17 protein-coding genes, 1 pseudogene and 3 riboswitches are annotated in these 18195 nt (G+C 39.9%); of the genes and pseudogenes, 11 read left to right on the top strand and 7 right to left on the bottom strand.

Annotated features, from left to right (window positions below):
- Positions 1–218: 218 nt before the first annotated feature.
- A riboswitch (cyclic di-GMP riboswitch) is annotated at positions 219–307 on the top strand.
- Between the two features lie 30 nt (positions 308–337).
- Positions 338–420, top strand: a riboswitch (cyclic di-GMP riboswitch).
- Positions 421–432: 12 nt separating this feature from the next.
- The 3 genes from ACQ4KW_RS19990 to ACQ4KW_RS19980 all read left to right on the top strand — a co-directional run bounded on the left by ACQ4KW_RS19990 (position 433) and on the right by ACQ4KW_RS19980 (position 3986).
- Complete coding sequence (locus ACQ4KW_RS19990; protein ID WP_430884195.1) at positions 433–1218, top strand: transglutaminase-like domain-containing protein; 786 nt, start codon at positions 433–435, stop codon at positions 1216–1218.
- A 461-nt stretch (positions 1219–1679) separates the two neighbouring features.
- Positions 1680–3269, top strand: coding sequence for an ATP-binding protein (locus tag ACQ4KW_RS19985; protein ID WP_430884194.1), 1590 nt, complete (start codon positions 1680–1682; stop codon positions 3267–3269).
- Between the two features lie 39 nt (positions 3270–3308).
- Complete coding sequence (locus ACQ4KW_RS19980; RefSeq protein ID WP_430884193.1) at positions 3309–3986, top strand: response regulator; 678 nt, start codon at positions 3309–3311, stop codon at positions 3984–3986.
- A gap of 41 nt (positions 3987–4027) precedes the next feature.
- Here ACQ4KW_RS19980 and ACQ4KW_RS19975 read toward each other — a convergent pair.
- The 4 genes and pseudogenes from ACQ4KW_RS19975 to ACQ4KW_RS19960 all read right to left on the bottom strand — a co-directional run.
- Positions 4028–4225, bottom strand: a pseudogene (locus ACQ4KW_RS19975) (thioredoxin family protein); the annotation flags it as partial.
- A 53-nt stretch (positions 4226–4278) separates the two neighbouring features.
- The gene (locus tag ACQ4KW_RS19970) at positions 4279–4512 is read right to left on the bottom strand and encodes a thioredoxin family protein (RefSeq protein WP_430884192.1); all 234 of its coding nucleotides are present in this window, start codon (positions 4510–4512) and stop codon (positions 4279–4281) included.
- Between the two features lie 18 nt (positions 4513–4530).
- Positions 4531–5538: a permease gene (locus ACQ4KW_RS19965; protein WP_430884191.1), complete on the bottom strand. Its 1008-nt coding sequence runs from the start codon at positions 5536–5538 to the stop codon at positions 4531–4533.
- Positions 5538–5861, bottom strand: a complete 324-nt coding sequence (locus ACQ4KW_RS19960; protein WP_430884190.1) for an ArsR/SmtB family transcription factor — start codon at positions 5859–5861, stop codon at positions 5538–5540. The genes ACQ4KW_RS19965 and ACQ4KW_RS19960 overlap by 1 nt, the downstream gene beginning before the upstream one ends.
- Positions 5862–6364: 503 nt before the next feature.
- A riboswitch (cobalamin riboswitch) is annotated at positions 6365–6535 on the top strand.
- Positions 6536–6632: 97 nt separating this feature from the next.
- Here ACQ4KW_RS19960 and ACQ4KW_RS19955 point away from each other — a divergent pair.
- The 3 genes from ACQ4KW_RS19955 to ACQ4KW_RS19945 all read left to right on the top strand — a co-directional run bounded on the left by ACQ4KW_RS19955 (position 6633) and on the right by ACQ4KW_RS19945 (position 9603).
- Positions 6633–7655 carry an ABC transporter substrate-binding protein gene (locus ACQ4KW_RS19955; RefSeq protein WP_430884189.1) on the top strand — a complete coding sequence of 341 codons (1023 nt, stop codon included), beginning with the start codon at positions 6633–6635 and terminating at the stop codon, positions 7653–7655.
- Between the two features lie 130 nt (positions 7656–7785).
- On the top strand, positions 7786–8826 hold the full coding sequence (locus tag ACQ4KW_RS19950) for a FecCD family ABC transporter permease (protein WP_430884188.1): 1041 nt from the start codon (positions 7786–7788) through the stop codon (positions 8824–8826).
- Between the two features lie 3 nt (positions 8827–8829).
- On the top strand, positions 8830–9603 hold the full coding sequence (locus ACQ4KW_RS19945; RefSeq protein ID WP_430884187.1) for an ABC transporter ATP-binding protein: 774 nt from the start codon (positions 8830–8832) through the stop codon (positions 9601–9603).
- 134 nt (positions 9604–9737) lie between these two features.
- Here the strand turns inward: ACQ4KW_RS19945 and ACQ4KW_RS19940 are convergent, their stop codons facing one another.
- Together ACQ4KW_RS19940 and ACQ4KW_RS19935 are read right to left on the bottom strand one after the other, a co-directional pair.
- Positions 9738–10136 carry a hypothetical protein gene (locus tag ACQ4KW_RS19940; RefSeq protein WP_430884186.1) on the bottom strand — a complete coding sequence of 133 codons (399 nt, stop codon included), beginning with the start codon at positions 10134–10136 and terminating at the stop codon, positions 9738–9740.
- Positions 10137–10288: 152 nt separating this feature from the next.
- Positions 10289–11734, bottom strand: a complete 1446-nt coding sequence (locus tag ACQ4KW_RS19935; RefSeq protein ID WP_430884185.1) for a diguanylate cyclase — start codon at positions 11732–11734, stop codon at positions 10289–10291.
- A 130-nt stretch (positions 11735–11864) separates the two neighbouring features.
- On the opposite strand from ACQ4KW_RS19935, the gene ACQ4KW_RS19930 reads away from it, so the two are divergent.
- From ACQ4KW_RS19930 to ACQ4KW_RS19910, 5 genes are all read left to right on the top strand, one after another.
- Positions 11865–13073 (top strand): cation:proton antiporter, encoded by a 1209-nt coding sequence (locus ACQ4KW_RS19930; RefSeq protein ID WP_430884184.1) that lies wholly within the window; start codon positions 11865–11867, stop codon positions 13071–13073.
- Positions 13074–13524: 451 nt separating this feature from the next.
- Positions 13525–13971: an NfeD family protein gene (locus tag ACQ4KW_RS19925; RefSeq protein ID WP_430884183.1), complete on the top strand. Its 447-nt coding sequence runs from the start codon at positions 13525–13527 to the stop codon at positions 13969–13971.
- 82 nt (positions 13972–14053) lie between these two features.
- On the top strand, positions 14054–15034 hold the full coding sequence (locus ACQ4KW_RS19920; protein WP_430884182.1) for an SPFH domain-containing protein: 981 nt from the start codon (positions 14054–14056) through the stop codon (positions 15032–15034).
- 346 nt (positions 15035–15380) lie between these two features.
- Positions 15381–15752, top strand: a complete 372-nt coding sequence (locus ACQ4KW_RS19915) for a DUF2089 domain-containing protein (RefSeq protein WP_430884181.1) — start codon at positions 15381–15383, stop codon at positions 15750–15752.
- Positions 15753–15818: 66 nt separating this feature from the next.
- Positions 15819–16205: an SHOCT-like domain-containing protein gene (locus ACQ4KW_RS19910; protein WP_430884180.1), complete on the top strand. Its 387-nt coding sequence runs from the start codon at positions 15819–15821 to the stop codon at positions 16203–16205.
- A 321-nt stretch (positions 16206–16526) separates the two neighbouring features.
- Here the strand turns inward: ACQ4KW_RS19910 and ACQ4KW_RS19905 are convergent, their stop codons facing one another.
- Positions 16527–18137: an amidohydrolase gene (locus ACQ4KW_RS19905; protein WP_430884179.1), complete on the bottom strand. Its 1611-nt coding sequence runs from the start codon at positions 18135–18137 to the stop codon at positions 16527–16529.
- Between the last annotated feature and the right edge of the window lie 58 nt (positions 18138–18195).

Here is an 18195-nt window from a genome sequence, read left to right as displayed (position 1 = left end):
GGCTGTCTTTTTACATGCCTCAAAATACATTCGAAATTTGAATTTGAATGAAAAGAGGGGGAATAACATTGTATACATCCTCGTAAAGGCAACATGATTTGGAGATTTGTGTTAAAATGAATTATGTTCACTTCAAATGGGGTATCAGTAGATTATAGAAATCCATTGAGGTGAATGCGCTGTTATTTTTCGGAAGAGTGTTTGCAGTTTAGATGCTATTCTCGAAAAGGCATACTTAGGGAAACTTAAGGACGCAAAGCTACAGGGCCTAAGCCACAAGGATGTGGTAGGGTAGCCAGTTATCGAAGGAAAAGTTATGTTACATAACTTTTTTCCCAATTGTCAATCGCAAAACCACTGTGAAGTGGTGACGCAAAGCTATAGGGTCTCGACGCCATGTTGAGATAGCCAGTTGCCGAGGGAGAGATATGTATGTTGAAAAATCTAAGACTCTTATTGATATTTACAATACTCTTAATAAACTTAAGCATGGTTTCTTATGCAGAAAATGATTTTGCAGTCATAGATGAAGAGTATGCCATTGTTTCGGTGCATTTCGAGATAAATCCCAACTCAGAGTATAGGTTGGCGGTTATAAAAGGTGATGATAAACAATACTATCCATTGGTGGAAGCAGATCAAAATTTCTCCCTTCCATTTGGTGACGGATCTTATACAGTGGCTGTATATAAAAAGGTAGAAGGTCAATCGTATAAGCTGTGTGAAAAAGAAACATTTGATGTTGATGTCAATGGAAATGCTCAGTTTCTGGCAAGTGTATATGACATTAAATGGACCCCGGGTGACAAGATTGAGAAAAAGGCACAGGAGCTGGTACAAGGGGCAAGCTCAACGCAGGAGAAAGTGGAGAGAATATATGCATACGTAACGAACACAATAAGTTACGATTATTCAAAAGTGGCTTCTATTAGTTATGGATATATTCCAAATCTAAAGCAAACCCTTTCCACAAAATCAGGTATTTGCTACGATTATGCATCGTTAACTGCAGCTATGTTAAGAAGTGTTGATGTGCCCACTCAACTTTGCATGGGCTATAACAGTGAGCTTTCTGTATATCACTCATGGAATAGGGTTTACATTGATGGTCAGTGGAAAATAATTGACACAACAATTGATTCTGTAAATGATAACACAAACACATCTGATGCAATATATAAGGATGAATCAGAATATAGTACAAAAAAAGTTTTTTAGCTTATACATTTAGAGATAAGCCTATATAGGACACGCAGGTCAGGGGCCATTGAAGGTAAAAATTTCAAGGCACCCTGACCTTTTTTATGGATTTTAAGGAATTTGGAAATATTGTTAATTGTATATCAATATATTTTTTATTTATATATTCATTTACAATATGAATTTAAAGAGACGTTCTTTCATTTGAAAGATTATACTGAAAAACAGGCATTTAATTATGATAGAACAGTACATATGAAAATGTTATAAAAGTGGGTGTAATCAGTGTTCTTGGTTGGAATAATTCAAACGATATGTATAGTTCAACAAAACTAAGGCATTGATTTTGAAAATTATTGAATTCCTGGCTTACTAGGGACATGAATAGTATATATATAATAGAAGAGGATATATTATAAAAATAAGATGAGTGGCGGACTCAAACGCAGCAAGATAAGTATAATATTTGGAGGCTGATTATGAAATTAAACACAAAAGTGACAATCATGATAACAGTCCTTATATCTATGACCCTAATGTTAAGTGGACTTATCGTGCGAGAATGGGGACTAGAGCGTGAAAGAGAAAGCCTAGAAACCAGTTTAATGAACGCCTCTATCCTGATTGCAGATTCCGATCGAGTTCGCAGAGGTCTTATTGAGCAAAATAGTGACATAATACAGCCGTATGTTAAAAGTATGACAAAAAAGCTTAAATTAGTTGATTTTATTACAGTCGCAGATATGAATTCTATAAGGTTTGGCCATATTTACGATGACAGGCTTGGAAAGAAGGTCAGTGGTGGCGATGATGATAGAATCGTTAATTCTGGTGAGAGCTATACATCGGTGGCCATGGGAACTTTGGGCCAGTCGTTAAGAGCATTTGTCCCAATATTCCATGAGGGAGAACAAATTGGATACGTGGTTACGGGTAGTTTTTATTCTGAAATTCTATTACACGAAAAAGAACTGAGTTACATTGTTTTGGTGAGCATAGCACTTAGTATCATTATAGGTGGCTATGGGGCGGGGATATTGGCCCGCATGATCAACAAGAGCCTTGGCAATTATGAAGCGGAAGAAATCGTCAATTTATTTAAATATCAAAATGCCATTCTATCGAGTGCAAGGGAGGGTATTTTGGCAATTGATACTCATAAAAATATATCTATAGCCAATGAATCGGCTCGTGAAATACTCAAATATAAGGGGACAGATATTATTGGTATGCCTATTGAGACAATCTATCCTCAAAGTGGTCTAGTGGAAGTTCTTGAGACTGGACAAGAAGAAATAGGTCGAGAACAATTCTATAAGGGAACCTATATTTTATCGAATATAAAGCCTATTACAAGTGGCACCCAAGTTGTGGGGGCCATGGCTACCATATTAGATCGTACAGAACTTAAGAAATTGGCTGAAGAAGTGACAGGGGTAAAAGTTGTCCTAAAAGCCCTAAGAGCAAATTCCCATGACTTTAGAAACAAACTTCATGTCCTATCGGGATTCTTACAATTGGGAGAATACGAACGAGCTAGAGAATTTAGTCGCGTTATTGAAAGAGAAAATGAAAATTTAAGAGAACTCTTCTCGGGTAAAATTATGGAACCAACCATACGTGAACTATTTATTGGCGCTTATAACAGGGCCACTGAAGAAGGTATAAAATTCTATTTGGCTGAAGACAGTGTTCTCGATATTGGGTGTAGCCTCAATATGGAGGATTTGGTGATTGTCTTTGGAAACCTCATCGAAAATGCCATTGAAGCCCATGCGAGAGACACGGTTTCGAAAGATGATAGGGAAGTTCAGGTGTATATACATTGTAGCCAGGAAGAACTGGTGATTCAGATTATAGATAATGGGCCAGGTATGACACAGGCCCAGTGTGAAAAAGCCCTCCAGCGTGGATACTCAACTAAGACAAATTCACCAGGTGTTGGATTGGATCTTGTCAATAAGATTGTTAACCGCTGTAAAGGCACACTGAGCATCGACAGTGAAGTTGGTGAAGGCACAACCGTGACGGTGACTTTAGACAAGTTTGCCATGAAAGACCAGTCTTAAAATGTTCAGTCACAGTCATGTGATATCAAGGGGGATACTATGTGGAAAGTTTTAGTCGTTGAAGATGACCCGATGTTAGCTGAAATACACAAGCGATATATAGATAATCAAGACCAGTTTGATTGTGTGGAAATTGCCTTAAATGCAAAAAAAGCTTGTGAGGCTATAGCCAAGCACAATCCTGATTTAATACTTTTAGACGTATATTTGCCCCAAACAACGGGCATAGATTTCCTAATGAAACTCAGAGAAGAAGGACGAACCGTAGATGTTATTCTCATTTCAGCGGCAAGATCCTTTGAAATAATAGAAAAGGCCTTTCAATTTGGTGCCATCGATTACTTGATCAAACCATTTGAGTTTGAAAGACTAAAAAAGGCTCTTGAAACATTTATACAACGAAAGGCCATGTCAGGCACCATTTCTCAAATCGATCAGAGCAAGGTTGATAATATATTCCTAAGACAGTCAGAGGGGCAGAATAAATCCCTTCCAAAAGGTCTACATGAAAGAACATTCAACAGGGTTAAAAAGTATTTTGAAGGATTTTCAGAGGCTGTCACCATTGAACAGGTGGCGGAGAGTTTGAGTATGTCAAAGGTGACACTGAGACGCTACTTAGAATATCTTGAAAAGCTGGGTTTTGTAGAAATTGAAATGTCCTATGGAACAAGGGGAAGGCCCTCCTACTTGTATAAACGCAAGGACTCCATTTAGAAAAAATAATTTTGAAAAAAAGCGCTGCTTTAGAAGGTGTTCTAAAGCGGCGCTTTTGTGTGTTCTAATAACAAAATTTTCATTTCATCAACCGTATAAAATTTTCCTTGTGAAATCATCTCATCGTTGATTTCAAGGGCAGGTGTATATTCAAGTCCGATTTCCTTCATAACATTCAGATCAGCTATCATCTTATAGTCTGCCTTCATATTAAGTTGCTTGAGAGCCTCACGCACAACCGTGCCGAGTTTTGAGTACCCTCAGCAAACTTGATCATACAATCTGATTTTCATTATTTTAACCAGCTTTCCACATCTTTTTCCTTAGGGATTTTGCCTTTAACAACGACAACGTCGTCAATAACAACGGCTGGTGTTGACATGACACCGTAACCCATAATGGACTTTAAATCTTCAACCTTTGTCACTTCAGCATCGACGCCAAGTTTTGCAACCACTTTGTTAACAAGGTCGTATGTGTCTGAACACTTTTTACAACCTGTGCCTAGAATTTTAATTGATTTCATTTGAAACCTCCATTGTTTTTATAAGATTATATTAAATAAGTATCCAACAGTTAGTATTCCAAACCCTGTAATACCAACAAATATGCCAATGAGTTTGGGCTTTATAACCTGCTTGAGCAGGATGATTTCAGGGAGGGACAAGGCGACCACAGACATCATGAAGGCCAGGGCTGTGCCCACGCCAACCCCTTTCAAAATAAGGGCTTCAACGATGGGAATGGTTCCTACTGCATTAGAGTATAAAGGTATGCCCGTTGCTACGGCAATAAATACCGCAAGGGGCTGGTCAGGGCCAGCATAAGTGGATAGAATATCCGCTGGGGCATAACCATGCACCAAAGCGCCGATGCCTATACCAATCAAAACAAACTTCCATACTCGACCTGTAATGTCCTTGACATTTTGAACAGCAAACTCAATACGATCTTGCCATGTCATATCGGGCACAATTGTCTCACCGGACTGCATTTCGTAAATATAGGATTCCACAAGATGTTCAAGGTGAAGTTTGTCGATTAAATAGCCTGAAAACATACCGATGCACATACCTGCAATCGTATAAATAACAGCAATTTTAAGTCCGAAAGTCATAATCAAAAACCCAATTGCAATTTCATTGACAATGGGTGAAGTCACAAGAAATGTGAATGTTACACCAAGGGGGATGCCAGATTCAACAAAGCCTATAAAAATGGGCACTGTGGAGCAAGAGCAAAATGGTGATAAAACGCCTAGACTTGCAGCGAGAAGATGCTTAAAAAGTCCATTTGTCTTATTAAGAAGGAGTTTAACCCGTTCTGGCGGGAAGAAACTTCTAATAAGAGAAATGGTGAATATCATGAAGCTGAGCAAAATAATAATTTTCATAGAGTCACAAATGAAAAAATGCACACTTCCACCTAGATGGCTTTCCGGGGTGATTCCAAATACATTGTATGTCAAAAGATCTGCAATTTTTATCATGAGTCTGTCCACTTGAATAAAGGGCCAGAAAATAAGCTTAAAGATATCAGAAATTAGGGTCATTACAATTCCTCCGATTCAAGCACAGCAGTAATAGATTGGACTTGCTTAGCTAGTAAAGGTCTTAGCAAATCAATAAGGTTATATACATCCTTGGAAACAGGCTTGTAAAATACCTTTAAGCCCACCTTGTTGGATGTGACAATTCCAGCTTTTTTTAGGACGCGCAGATGCTGGGATGTGTTTGACTGGTCAAGCGCTAAGTCTTCAATAATATGACAGACGCAAAGCTCATCTTGATCCCGTAAGAGCTCTAAGATCCTCAGTCGCGTTGGATGGGCAAGCGCTTTTAAATAGTCGGCCTGCATTTGATATATAAGATTCATATTCCCCTCCTGGGTTATTACAGTTAAAGGTGTATTTAAAACTATATTATAATATTCTAATATAATTATACAACTAGATAGATGCTTGTCAATCCTTTTAATGAATTCTATGAATTCTAATGAACGTTTTATCTTGTGACATAATTCGTTCCAATTGAAAGAAATCTTAATATATAGAGTCCCCTCCCAAGAGAAAGGTTGTGAAAAACATGTGGAAAACTGTGGATAACATGTGGATTCTGTGCATAATCGAAAATATGTTCGAATGACATAAAAAATGTTATGCACAAAATCGGGTGTTTATCCACAAGAACCTGTGTAAAAGTCGTGGAAATTGTGGGTATAGTCAGGGGAAAGGTCAAATGTCAAGGATAAAATCCACTATTTTGTCTACAAAGCTGTGGATAACATTGAAAGTGTATGTTCTGGGGTGATAATTTGCTTAAAATCATGTATAATGCCTATATGAGTTAAGGCGATGTCTAGTGATTTTAATAAGACATCACAATATGAAATGATTTGGTGCACCTAGTGCTTAATAGGGAAGTTCGGTGAAATGCCGACACGGTCCCGCCACTGTAATGGGGAGTTCTATTGATATCCACTGGGAAACTGGGAAGGCTAATAGAACGTTGAACCAGAGTCAGGAGACCTGCCAAGTCAGTACAAAGCATCTCACGAGGATGAGATCTTATGGTTAGGGAAAAACGGGACCCTCCACTTTTTAGTGGAGTTTTTTTATTCCCATAAATCGATATATTGGAGGAAAATATGAAAAGATTTTTATCGGTCGTTGTCTTGTTCACACTGGTTTTTGCCATGACCGCTTGTGGTGGACAATCAGTCGAGACAGACTCAGACAGTGCAATCAACAATTTAGAAAGTGATCAAAATCAAGTCGAGGAACAAGCCAGTGGAACAGAAGCAAATAATGAAACACAAGCAAACAAAAAGGAAAATACGACAGTATACCCTTTAACGATCGTAGACCATTTCGGCAGAGAAGTTGTTATTGATGAAAAACCTGAACGGGTGGTATCCCTAGCTCCCTCTTTAACAGAAACCATTGATGCCATTGGTGTATGGGATCTTCTCAAAGGACGGACGGACTATGACACATATCCCCCGAAAGTGGAAGATGTGCCATCTGTGGGGACACTAAAAGATCCTAGCATAGAAACGATTGTTGAAATAGGACCAGATTTAATCCTGGCATCGACACACTTTCAAGAGGAAACAATGAAAAAAATTGACGAACTTGGCTTAAAAGTGATTATTTTGAGCTCTCAGGACAGTTTTGAAGGTGTGTATGACGTCATAGAAAAGACGGGTCTTATCCTGGATGCACAAGACAGTGCAAGGCAAGTGGTTGAAGATATGAAAGCAAAAGTGAGCAAGGTCAAAGACAGTGTGTCTCCCCTTGAAGCCACAGAAGTATATTATGTTGTGGGCTATGGAGAATATGGTGATTACACAGCCGGTGGAGGCACGTTCATAGACCAGATGATCGGCATGGCTGGTGGAAAGAATGTGGCATCAGATGTAGAAGGTTGGTCATACAGTCTTGAGAAATTGGTTGAGAAAGATCCACATATCATAATTTGTTCCAAATACTTTGGGGCAAAAGAAGGTATTCAAGCTGCGAATGGCTATAAAGATTTAACAGCAGTTCAGGAAGATCGACTATTTGAAATAGACAACAACACCCTTGATAGACAAGGGCCAAGGTTGGCGGATGGACTAGAAGAACTGGCAAAGATACTTCATCCTGAAGCCTTTGACTCTACAAAATAAGAAGTCCACAAAAGCAGATTTAGGTCATTAACTTATCTGTGGATCGTGCATGTGCACATAAATTGGAGTAAGACATTCTTTATGCAGTTGGCTCTGAAACTCGGCACGAGTCAAGTTAGGCGGTACCGAAATGGCATTAAATAGTAGAAAAATATTTGGAATGAGTGTGGGTCTCCTATGCATACTGATCTTTGGAATGGCTGTAGCGGCGACGTTTGGTCCAGCAGAGGTCAGCGTCAAGAATGTGGTTGATATTGTTCAGACTCATTTGAGTGGCGGCCCAATAGAGACGCTAGACAAATCAATGGACCTCATTGTTTGGAAGATTAGGATGCCTAGAATATTACTGGCAGTCATAATAGGTATGGCGCTGGCCGGATCAGGTGTGGTTTTTCAGGCTGTTTTTCAAAATCCAATGGCAGACCCTTATGTCTTGGGGATATCATCTGGTGCGGCTTTTGGGGCAGCATGTGTTATTGTAACAGGCCTGGTTATAACGGTGCCCTTTTTTAGCACAATCACTATTGGGGCTTTCGCTGGAGCTATGACGAGCAGTCTGGTTGTTTGGCAAATTTCAAAAGTTGGCGGTAAAACCCAGGTTATGACCTTACTTCTTTCAGGTATAGCCCTAAATTTTCTCCTTTCCTCGGCAATATCCATGCTGATGGTTTTTAACCGGGAGCAAGTGGAACGCATTGTATTCTGGACCATGGGGTCAGTGGCAACAGCATCCTGGACCAAGGTTGGCCTTATGCTTGTTCCTGTTCTTTTGGGACTTGTGATTTTTATGATCTTTGCCCGGGACTTAAACATCATGCTTATGGGAGAAGATGTGGCGGAGTCGCTGGGGGTAAATGTTGAAAAGCTTAGGGTGATTCTTCTACTTGTGGCATCAGCAGTGACGGCATCAGCAGTTTCCATGAGTGGGGTCATAGGCTTTGTTGGTCTTATTGTGCCCCATGCTGTTCGGCTTTTTGTTGGCCCAGACCATAGAAAGCTGATTCCCTTATCGGTTCTGACAGGAGGCATTTTTCTTCTGGTTGCAGATACCATAGCACGGACGATGTTTGCGCCATCAGAAATTCCCATTGGTGTTATGACGGCCTTTATAGGTGCACCGTATTTTATTTTTCTTTTGCAAAACAGCAAGGGAAAATTGGCTGGGAGGTAAAACATGTATCCAGTTGAAGTGAAAAACTTAAGCCACGCTTATGATACGACTCCGATTCTAAAGGGGATTAATCTAAAAATTGAAAAGGGCAGTTTCTCAGGCATTGTGGGTCCAAATGGATCAGGTAAAACAACGCTTGTGAAGAACATCATGCGATCTATAAGTCCCCACAAGAAGACTGTCTTTTTATCGGGGATGGATGTTCGGTCTATGACTCAAAAAGACCTTGCAAAGGTTCTTGGAGCAGTTCCACAATCGAATGTCATAGAGTATGATTTTACTGCAGAGGAAATTGTCCTGATGGGGCGCGCCCCTCATATCGGTCGCTTCCAAAGAGAATCGAATCGTGATTATGCCATAGCGGAAGAAGCCATGAAAAAAACGGACACATGGCAGTATAAAGACAGGTCGGTTAAAGAACTTAGCGGCGGTGAACGACAACGTGTTATTATTGCCAGGGCATTGGCCCAACAACCGGATATCCTCATATTGGATGAGCCAGTAACCCATCTTGATATAAGACATCAAATTGCCTTGATGGAACTCACAAGAACCCTATGCAAGGACAAGGGGATCACAGTCGTGGCTATTCTTCATGATTTAAACTTTGCCATGACCTACTGTGACCATGTTATATTGGTTCATAAAGGTGAGATTGTGGAAAGCGGTAAGCCGGACAGGATTTTGACAGAAGAGAATATTAGGGGTGTTTATGGTATAGACGTTTGCATAGTTGACCATCCAAAGACTGGGGCCCCTTATATATTAACGATATAAGTGAGAGTAAAATATTGTATCAACAGCATACAAAAAACGCTTAGTGAATGGATAAAGAAACATTCACTAAGCGTTTTTTAGTTTTGCTGACAGAATCCCCTGAATGGTAGATTTCGACATATGTATGGTTTATCTTAGTGGTGGTCCAGTATGTTTGTTTCTAGTTTTAAAAAGTCTTCCATTTCTGGTCTTTCTTTTTCTGTAAAAGCTTTGACGGTTTCTTTTGTACCTGCTTGTGACGACAGGTAGTCAAGTTGGAGCTTATTAATATGATTCTGACAAAGGGTTGCGGTTTTGTCGACGTAGTTTGGGAGATAGGTCATAAGGTCCACCCAGACCTTGTCGACTTCTGGCGACCAAACACCATAGAGATTTCTATTGTCAACAATGACAGCGCGAACAGGTTTTGACTCGATCAGTTCTTTGATTTCTTCTGCAATGTTTAGGGCTTCTTGTTCAGAGATACTTCCTGTGGTGTTTTTCCAGTAGATAATGTCATCGATGAGTTCGATGGTCAAACCATCTGGTAACATATATACACCTCCTTTTTCATGCCTATACTTACCCCAGTAAAAACTATAAAACCTTAATTATAGAAATGCATCGTCTGAAACTTATACTTCAAGCGCCTCGTCAATGGGGCTAACCGCATAAGATTAAATATAAATATTTTGTCTATTCAAAATTAGAGCTCCAATATATCGGGTGGCATGAGTGACTCAAATATATGGGGTTCATCATTCTTTGTTATGGTTTTGTGTTTATACATACGCTGGTCAGCAATTTTAACTAGAATATCCATAACCATGGACTCATCAGGTGAAGCGGAGAGTCCAAAGCTGTATCTTATGGGCACTTCAATGTTGTTAAATGGCATGCTCACATTTTTGAATCGATCTATGGAGGCATTCATAATGTGAAAGGCCTCGTTATAGTTTAAATTTGGAAGAAGCGCTATAAACTCATCGCCACCATATCGTGCGACGAGGGCATCTTCGGGCAGGTCTTTTTGAATTTCGGTCACAAATGTACGAAGGGCCTTGTCGCCGGCAATATGACCAAAAGTGTCATTAATTTTTTTCAAATAGTTCAGGTCCATTAATAGAAGGATAAAGGTCATTTTTCCGCTTAAGACTTTTTTGTGATATTCATAGAAGTTCTCCTCGAAATAAGAACGGTTATAAATACCTGTCAACCTGTCATACTGGGATAAATACAAGGTCTTATCAATAAGCTGCCTATTCTTAATGGCAATGCCAAGTTGAGATGTAAAGAAGAGCATAGATGTTATATCAGTATTTTTAAAGGCATCCTTTTCTTCACTGTCTAGGTTGATCATACCGTATATCTCGCCGTCCACTAGGATTGGAGCCGTAAGAGTTGAGCGTATTTCCACCCCTGTGATATTGAGCAGTTCCTCGAGGGTTTTTTCATCCAAACGACTGGTATTGTGGTCATTCATATTATTAATGATGTAGGGTTCGGTTCGAAGTGTGGTTCGGTTTAGTGAGAGAAAAGAGTCATAAGCGTTGAGTTGAAGGGATTTTAAGCGATCAAGGTCAAAGCCTTTTGATGCAACAAATGACATCATTTCACCTTCATACATAAGCAGGATACTGCCCTTTTGTGCTCCAGGAACAAGCTCAATAGCCTTTTTGAGAAATAAATCGTAAAGGGCATCCGTATCATTGATGGAAATCATCTCATGGGCAATATCAAGAAGAATCTGTTGTGCATTGACATAGTGGGTTAAGTCACTGTTGAGGGTCTCATATTTTTTCATCATTTTGCTTTGCTCTGAAAGAATTTCATCAATGGCATCTTTAATATTCTCAGCCGTTGCTTTGCCATCAGAAGGCTTATAAATATCAAATGAAAAATGCAGGTTTTTTGCAATATATGCGGGAAGTAGTTTCCGAAGCACATCAAGGGCATTTTCAAATGCTTCAAAGCTGAGTCTTAGATTTTTATATACCAGGTAGCGCTCCACAGAATAGATAATTATGAAGGCTAAGATTTGCATGATAAGGGCGTTTTCAGGAAATAGAACAGCCGGTCCAATAAGTGAGGCCACGCATATTATAAGTAGGACGATGAAACTGCGAATTTGGTATGAATTTTTCTTCTTCATGGGGTCACCTCTCATGTGATGAACAATATAGTAGCTATCACTATATATATACGTAAAACATGGGCGTCTGAAACGATTGAATACAAACACTGGCTATGGTAAAATTCGAGAGTGAAAAGGTGGGATATATATGATTACGAGTCTTGGAATAATAATGTTATTGGGTATGCTGGCAAATGTGGCCTTTACAAAAATGAAACTGCCAGGTCTGCTGGGCATGCTGCTTTTGGGAATTCTCATTGGACCGTATGGGTTGAATTGGTTGGATCCCACTTTGATGGAAGTCGCAGGCGACTTAAGGCGACTAGCCCTTATTGTTATACTTCTTCGGGCGGGGCTGGGTATCAGTAAAGAAAAACTTTCAAGTGTTGGATCTGCGGCGGTTCGCATGGGCTTTATTCCAGGAGTATTTGAAGGGTTTGCTGTGGCCTTTATATCAACAAAGTTGCTTGGATTAAGCTTTATTGAAGGTGGCATATTAGGATTTATCATTGCAGCGGTTTCTCCTGCTGTTGTGGTGCCACTAATGCTTCAATTTTCCCATGAAAAACTGGGCACGAATAAAAACATTCCAACATTGATACTTGCAGGGGCATCCCTTGACGATATTTTTGCAATCACAATATTTTCAACGTTCTTAGGACTTTATAGCGGAAACCACGTGAATATTGGTGTGCAGTTGGCTGGTATTCCGATTTCCATTATTCTAGGAATCATCTCGGGTGTTGTCATGGGTTATATTTTGGTAAGGGTCTTTAGGCGCTACCATATTCGTGACACTAAGAAAGTCATGATTATTATGGGGGTGGCCATATTGCTCACTTCCCTGGAAGACCTTCTGGAAGGCACGGTTGAAATTGCTGCCCTTCTAGGGGTTATGACCATTGGCTTTATTATTCTTGAGCTTCGGCCCAAGGTGGCTCACAGGCTATCGGCCAAGTTTAATAAAATATGGGTTCTAGCTGAAATTATACTCTTTGTGCTGGTTGGTGCAGAAGTGAATACAGCCCTTGCCATTGATGCAGGCCTCCTGGGGATAGCCATTATATCATTCGGACTCATGGCTCGAAGTGTTGGTACATATATATCTGTTTTAGGGACAGACTTAAACTTTAAGGAAAGAATATTCTGTGTGATAAGTTATACACCAAAGGCCACTGTTCAGGCCGCTATTGGTGCTGTGCCTCTAAGTTACGGTGTGGCATCGGGGGATTTAATCCTAGCCATGGCGGTCTTGTCGATAATCATAACAGCTCCACTGGGGGCTATTATCATGCAATATGCGTCTAAGAGACTTCTTGAAAAGGAAACAGATGAAAGCAACATAGAAATTGTTTAAAGCGTAAAAGAGCCCTGTCCTTCATTTTGATAAACAGTCAGAAGAAGGTGGGGTTATTTTATTAAATGAGGGACTTGCAAAATATCATTTAAGAGACCTCGTTATACCATATACAGAAAGTTAAGAATCAAAACTTTTATATAGGGTATGGCGAGGGTATAGATCTGTAATTTTGCAGGCGCCTGAATTTAATCAAGTGAAGTTATCATGGGAATTTCAAGTCCTTTAAAGGAATAATAAGCGTTTAATTCTTAGTTAATACATTTTTAAGGAATCTCCTGTATAGTGTTGTTATAGGAAGATATTTCATGTAGAAACTTATCAGAAGTGGCCTAGAGTGGGTCATTATTAATGTGAGTCAACAAATATAGTAACAAGTATAAAATAATAATTTGCAAGTTGCTCTGATGAATTAACAAGTGCTGGAATAAACGAAAGGTAGGTGAACAGCATGTTTGATATTGTTAGCGCTATGCCCATAGTGTGGACTGTTTTAATCATTGTTTTTGCTGTTGCAGAAGCATTCACTTTAGGACTAACATCGATTTGGTTTGCTCTTGGTGCCATCGTGGCCCTCCTGGCGTCATTATTAAAACTACCGATTTATTTACAAATTGCTATATTCCTGGTTGTGACCTTGTTAATGCTTGTTTATACAAGACCTGTGGCTCAAAAGTATTTGCGTATTGGAGCTTCAAAAACAAACGTGACAGCCCTTCTTGGTGAAACGGGGATCGTCCTTAAAAGAATAGACACATATAACTTGGGACAAGTGAAAGTTAAAGGACAGATTTGGACAGCTAAGTCGGAAACTGGACAGGATATTTCACGAGGCGATGAAGTGGAAATTGTTGCAGTTGAAGGTGTGAAGTTGATTGTTAAACCTATTGAAGAATAGGGCATAAATATGTCGAGTGGCCGAATGGCTTCTTATAAAAAACTATTATCCTGATTTCAGGAGAGATAAGGGAGGATAAAAAATGGGATTTATTATTTTCTTTGCACTTCTCATATTGGTAATTGGTCTAATCGCGGTAAATATCCGTATTGTACCTCAGTCAAATGCTTATGTAATTGAAAGACTGGGTGCATATCAAGGCACATGGGACGTTGGTCTTCATGTGAAAATTCCGCTAATCGACCGAGTGGCATCTAAGGTATCACTCAAAGAAAAAGTCGTTGATTTTCCACCACAGCCTGTTATCACAGCTGACAATGTTGGTATGATGATTGATACGGTTGTATATTTCCAGATCACTGATCCAAAGCTTTATGCATACGGGGTATCTCGTCCGATCGTTGCCATTGAAAACTTAACGGCGACAACGCTTCGTAATATTATTGGTCAGCTGGAACTTGACGAATCTCTATCTTCACGGGATTTAATCAACACGCAAATGCGTGCCATTCTGGATGAAGCGACTGACCCATGGGGAATTAAGGTTAATCGTGTTGAAGTTAAAAACATTAATCCACCAGAAGACATTCAAGAAGCAATGGAAAAGCAGATGCGTGCAGAACGTGAAAGACGTGAAGCCATTCTTCGTGCTGAAGGCCAGAAGAAGTCTTCAATCCTTGTGGCTGAAGGTAAGAAAGAAGCCTCTATCCTGGAAGCAGAAGCAAGCAAAAGAGCCCGTATCCTTGATGCAGAAGCAGACAAGGAATCTCAAATTAGAAGAGCTGAAGGTGAAGCTGAAGCCATTCTTAAAGTTCAACAGGCGACTGCTCAAGGTATTGAAATGATTAAGAAATCTGCACCAGATCAAGGTGTGTTAACACTTAAGAGTTTCGAAGCCCTTGCAAAAGTTGCAAATGGACAATCTACAAAGCTTATTATTCCTTCAGAAATGCAAAATGTGGCATCGCTTGTGGCGTCTGTCACTGAAGTGGCAAAGGCTACAAAAGAAGACAACGAGACTATAGACAAGGCCACAAAAGAAGACTATAAGACAGTCGAGTAGAAGAAGCACACAAAATAGTTTTAAAAAATGAATAGCAAATATAAAGCCTGCAAATGTTTCAATGACATTTGCAGGCTTTTTTCTTGAATTACCCTTTTGAAAAAAAGGGTATTCTTATAGCATTATAGGGGCATGAATGAGACATTGTACTTTAATTTGCTATACACATGGTTTGAGAAAGACTGGGTAAATAGAAATATTTGAGGTAAGAATAATATTAATTCGAATATTATTAAAATTGAATTAGAAATTAATAAAATTAATTGATTAATTAATAAAATTGATATATGATTTAATTAAAGAAAGACATCTTCATGAAGAAATGGATTTAGAAAAGAGGTCGTTTATGAAAAAGACGGTTATAGGCACTTGTCCAGTCTGTGCTTCAAAACTCAAGGTAGCCAAATTACACTGTCATAACTGCAGCACATCCATTGAGGGCGATTTCGAGCTGGATAAGTTCAGTTATTTATCAAAAGAGCAGAAAATGTTTATTGAGGTCTTTGTAAAAAACAGAGGCAATATCAAAGAGATAGAGAAAGAAATGGGAATTTCTTATCCCACAGTCAGAAGAAATTTAGACCAAGTTATTGAAGCATTGGGATACACCACAGTCCCCAAAGCAGATGCCGTGGATAAAAAATCTATATTAGATCGTCTTGATAAGGGTGAAATAACATCTGAAGAGGCACTGGAACTTATGCAAGGTGAAAAGTAAGCGCTTTGGGAAATAAGACATAAGGGTCATAAAAAAAGAGAAAAGGTTAAGAAGGAGTGAAAAGAAATGACAAGTGAAAAAATGCAAATACTCAAAATGATCGAAGAAGGTAAAATCACAGCAGACGAGGGCATGAAGTTAATGCAGGCTGTGGAAATTGAGGACGCGGAAACAGATTTATCCATAGAGCCAGCACAAGGTGGACATACAGGTCGACCGAGACGTTTAAGAGTAAGAGTTGAAAAAGAAGGCAAGGAAACTGTAAACATCAAAATACCAATTAGCCTTGTAAATGTGGGACTAAAAATTGGAAAGAAATTTTCACCGGAACTCCAAGAAAGCATGGGCAATGTGGACATGGATGAAATCATAAAAATGATACAAGAAGGCGCAGAAGGTCGACTCGTAGAAGTAGACGACGGCGACGAACATGTGGAGATATTTGTTGAGTGAACCCGATATAAGCAAAGACCTGCACGAAAACATAAAAAATCATGTGAATTGAGCTCGCTCAAGATCACATGATTTTTTATGTTTTCGTATAGGACGCGCAAGCGTCCTGGACAATTGAAGATTGTACAGGCAGGACGAAGGCAGTAAATATCAAACAAAGCCTAAGACCCGTGCATGTGAATTGAGCTCGCTCAAGGTCACATGATTTTTTGTGTTTTCGTATAGGACGCGCAAGCGTCCTGGACAATCGAAGGTTGTACAGGCAGGACGAAGGCAGTAAATATCAAACAAAGCCCAAGACCTGTAATGGAGTATGTCACTTTACTTTTGGTAGACCTTTTTTCCATCAACCCAGGTTTCAACCACATTGATTTTTAATATATCATCCGGATCAACTTCATATGGATTTTTATCAAGAAGGGCGAAATCTGCCAGTTTTCCTGGTTCAAGTGACCCCTTAATATTCTCTTCACATGAAGCGTAAGCGCCCCAAAGGGTGAAAGCTTTTAAGACAGTGCCCACATCAAGCTTTTCGTGTGGCATCCATCCACCTTTAGGCATACCAGACAGTGTCTTGCGTGTCACGGCAGAATATATGTTAGGCATAATGTCTAGGGGTTCAACTGGACAATCTGATCCAAAGGCCATCTTGACACCCTTTTCAAGCATTGTACGCCATACATAGGTAGAGGCCATGCGGTCCTCACCGATACGATTGGATACAATGCTCATATCATAATCAATAAATATTGGCTGAATATGAGCCAGTACATTGAGCGTGTTCATTCTTTCAAAATGCTCAGGGCGAGTGATTTGAAAGTGGACAATACTGCTTCTTAGCTGAGGGTTTGGAAAGGATTTTTGAGCTTTTTCAATAGCATCCAGGGCCATATCTATGGTGCCGTCACCGATGGCGTGAATGGCCGTGGCGATGCCATGTTTTTGAGCGGTCATGACCATGTCATCAAGGACGCTTTGCTCATACATAGGAATACCTGTTTCTTGCGGCGCGTCTGCATAGGGTTGGCTTAAGTATGCTGTTCGCGCTCCGAGGGAGCCGTCAGCCAGTATTTTAAGAGGACCATCTGAATAGAAGGCATTGCCCTGTCCCGTCTTGTAACCAGAAGCAATAAAAGCCTTTAAATTTTCAGGGGTTCGAAAAAGGGCTTGCTCATTCACACGCACTGGAAGATGTCCTTGTAGACTCATCTTTCTAAAGGTTTCGATTATAAGCCTAGAAAATTTTAGAGGATAAACGCAAAGGTCGTCACTTTGAACGGAAGTTATTCCTTGGCTAAGGGCATATTCTGCCCCGGCTAGGATTGCGCTTGAAAGACTTTCTTCTGTTGGATCAGGAAAGTGTTTTTGAACCAGGTCCATGGCATTTTCTCTCAAAATACCATTTGGATGACCTTGATCATCCACATCGAAAGCGCCCCCCACAGGCTGAAGCGTATCAGATGTGATGCCTGCGATTTTAAGGGCGGCACTGTTGCAGACGAGGATATGGCCACAGGTCCTGTTGAGGACCACTGGCTTGTGGGCTTCGATCTGGTCAAGATCTTTGGCTGTGGGCAAGCGTTTTTCGAGAAAATGATCTTGATTCCAGCCCCGCCCGCGTATCCAGGTGTCGTTTGTGGACTGGATAAAGCGTTTTACCTTTAGCTTTAGATCATCAATGGACCTTGTGCCTTCTAATCTGCAAAGTTGAAGAGACTGCCCAAATCCAAGAAGATGCATGTGGGAATCGTTAAAACCAGGAAGCAGGGTCTTGCCTTGTAAATCCACAAGCCTATCAGGACGATAGGTTTTCATAAGGTCATCATATGGGCCTAAAGCCAAGATCTTGTTGTTTTCAATAACAAGGGCATTGGCCACAGGTGACTGATTATTCATTGTAAGTATTTTTCCGCCAAAGAAAATGGTCTTCATGAAGTGTCCTCCGAATATACATATGCTATTTATGGTTGTCACTAGGGCATATAAAGTC

The sequence above is a fragment of the Tianxiuia mixotrophica genome, from assembly GCF_050596425.1.
GTDB lineage: Bacteria > Bacillota > Clostridia > Peptostreptococcales > Acidaminobacteraceae.
This window is presented reverse-complemented; position numbering and strand designations above follow the sequence as displayed.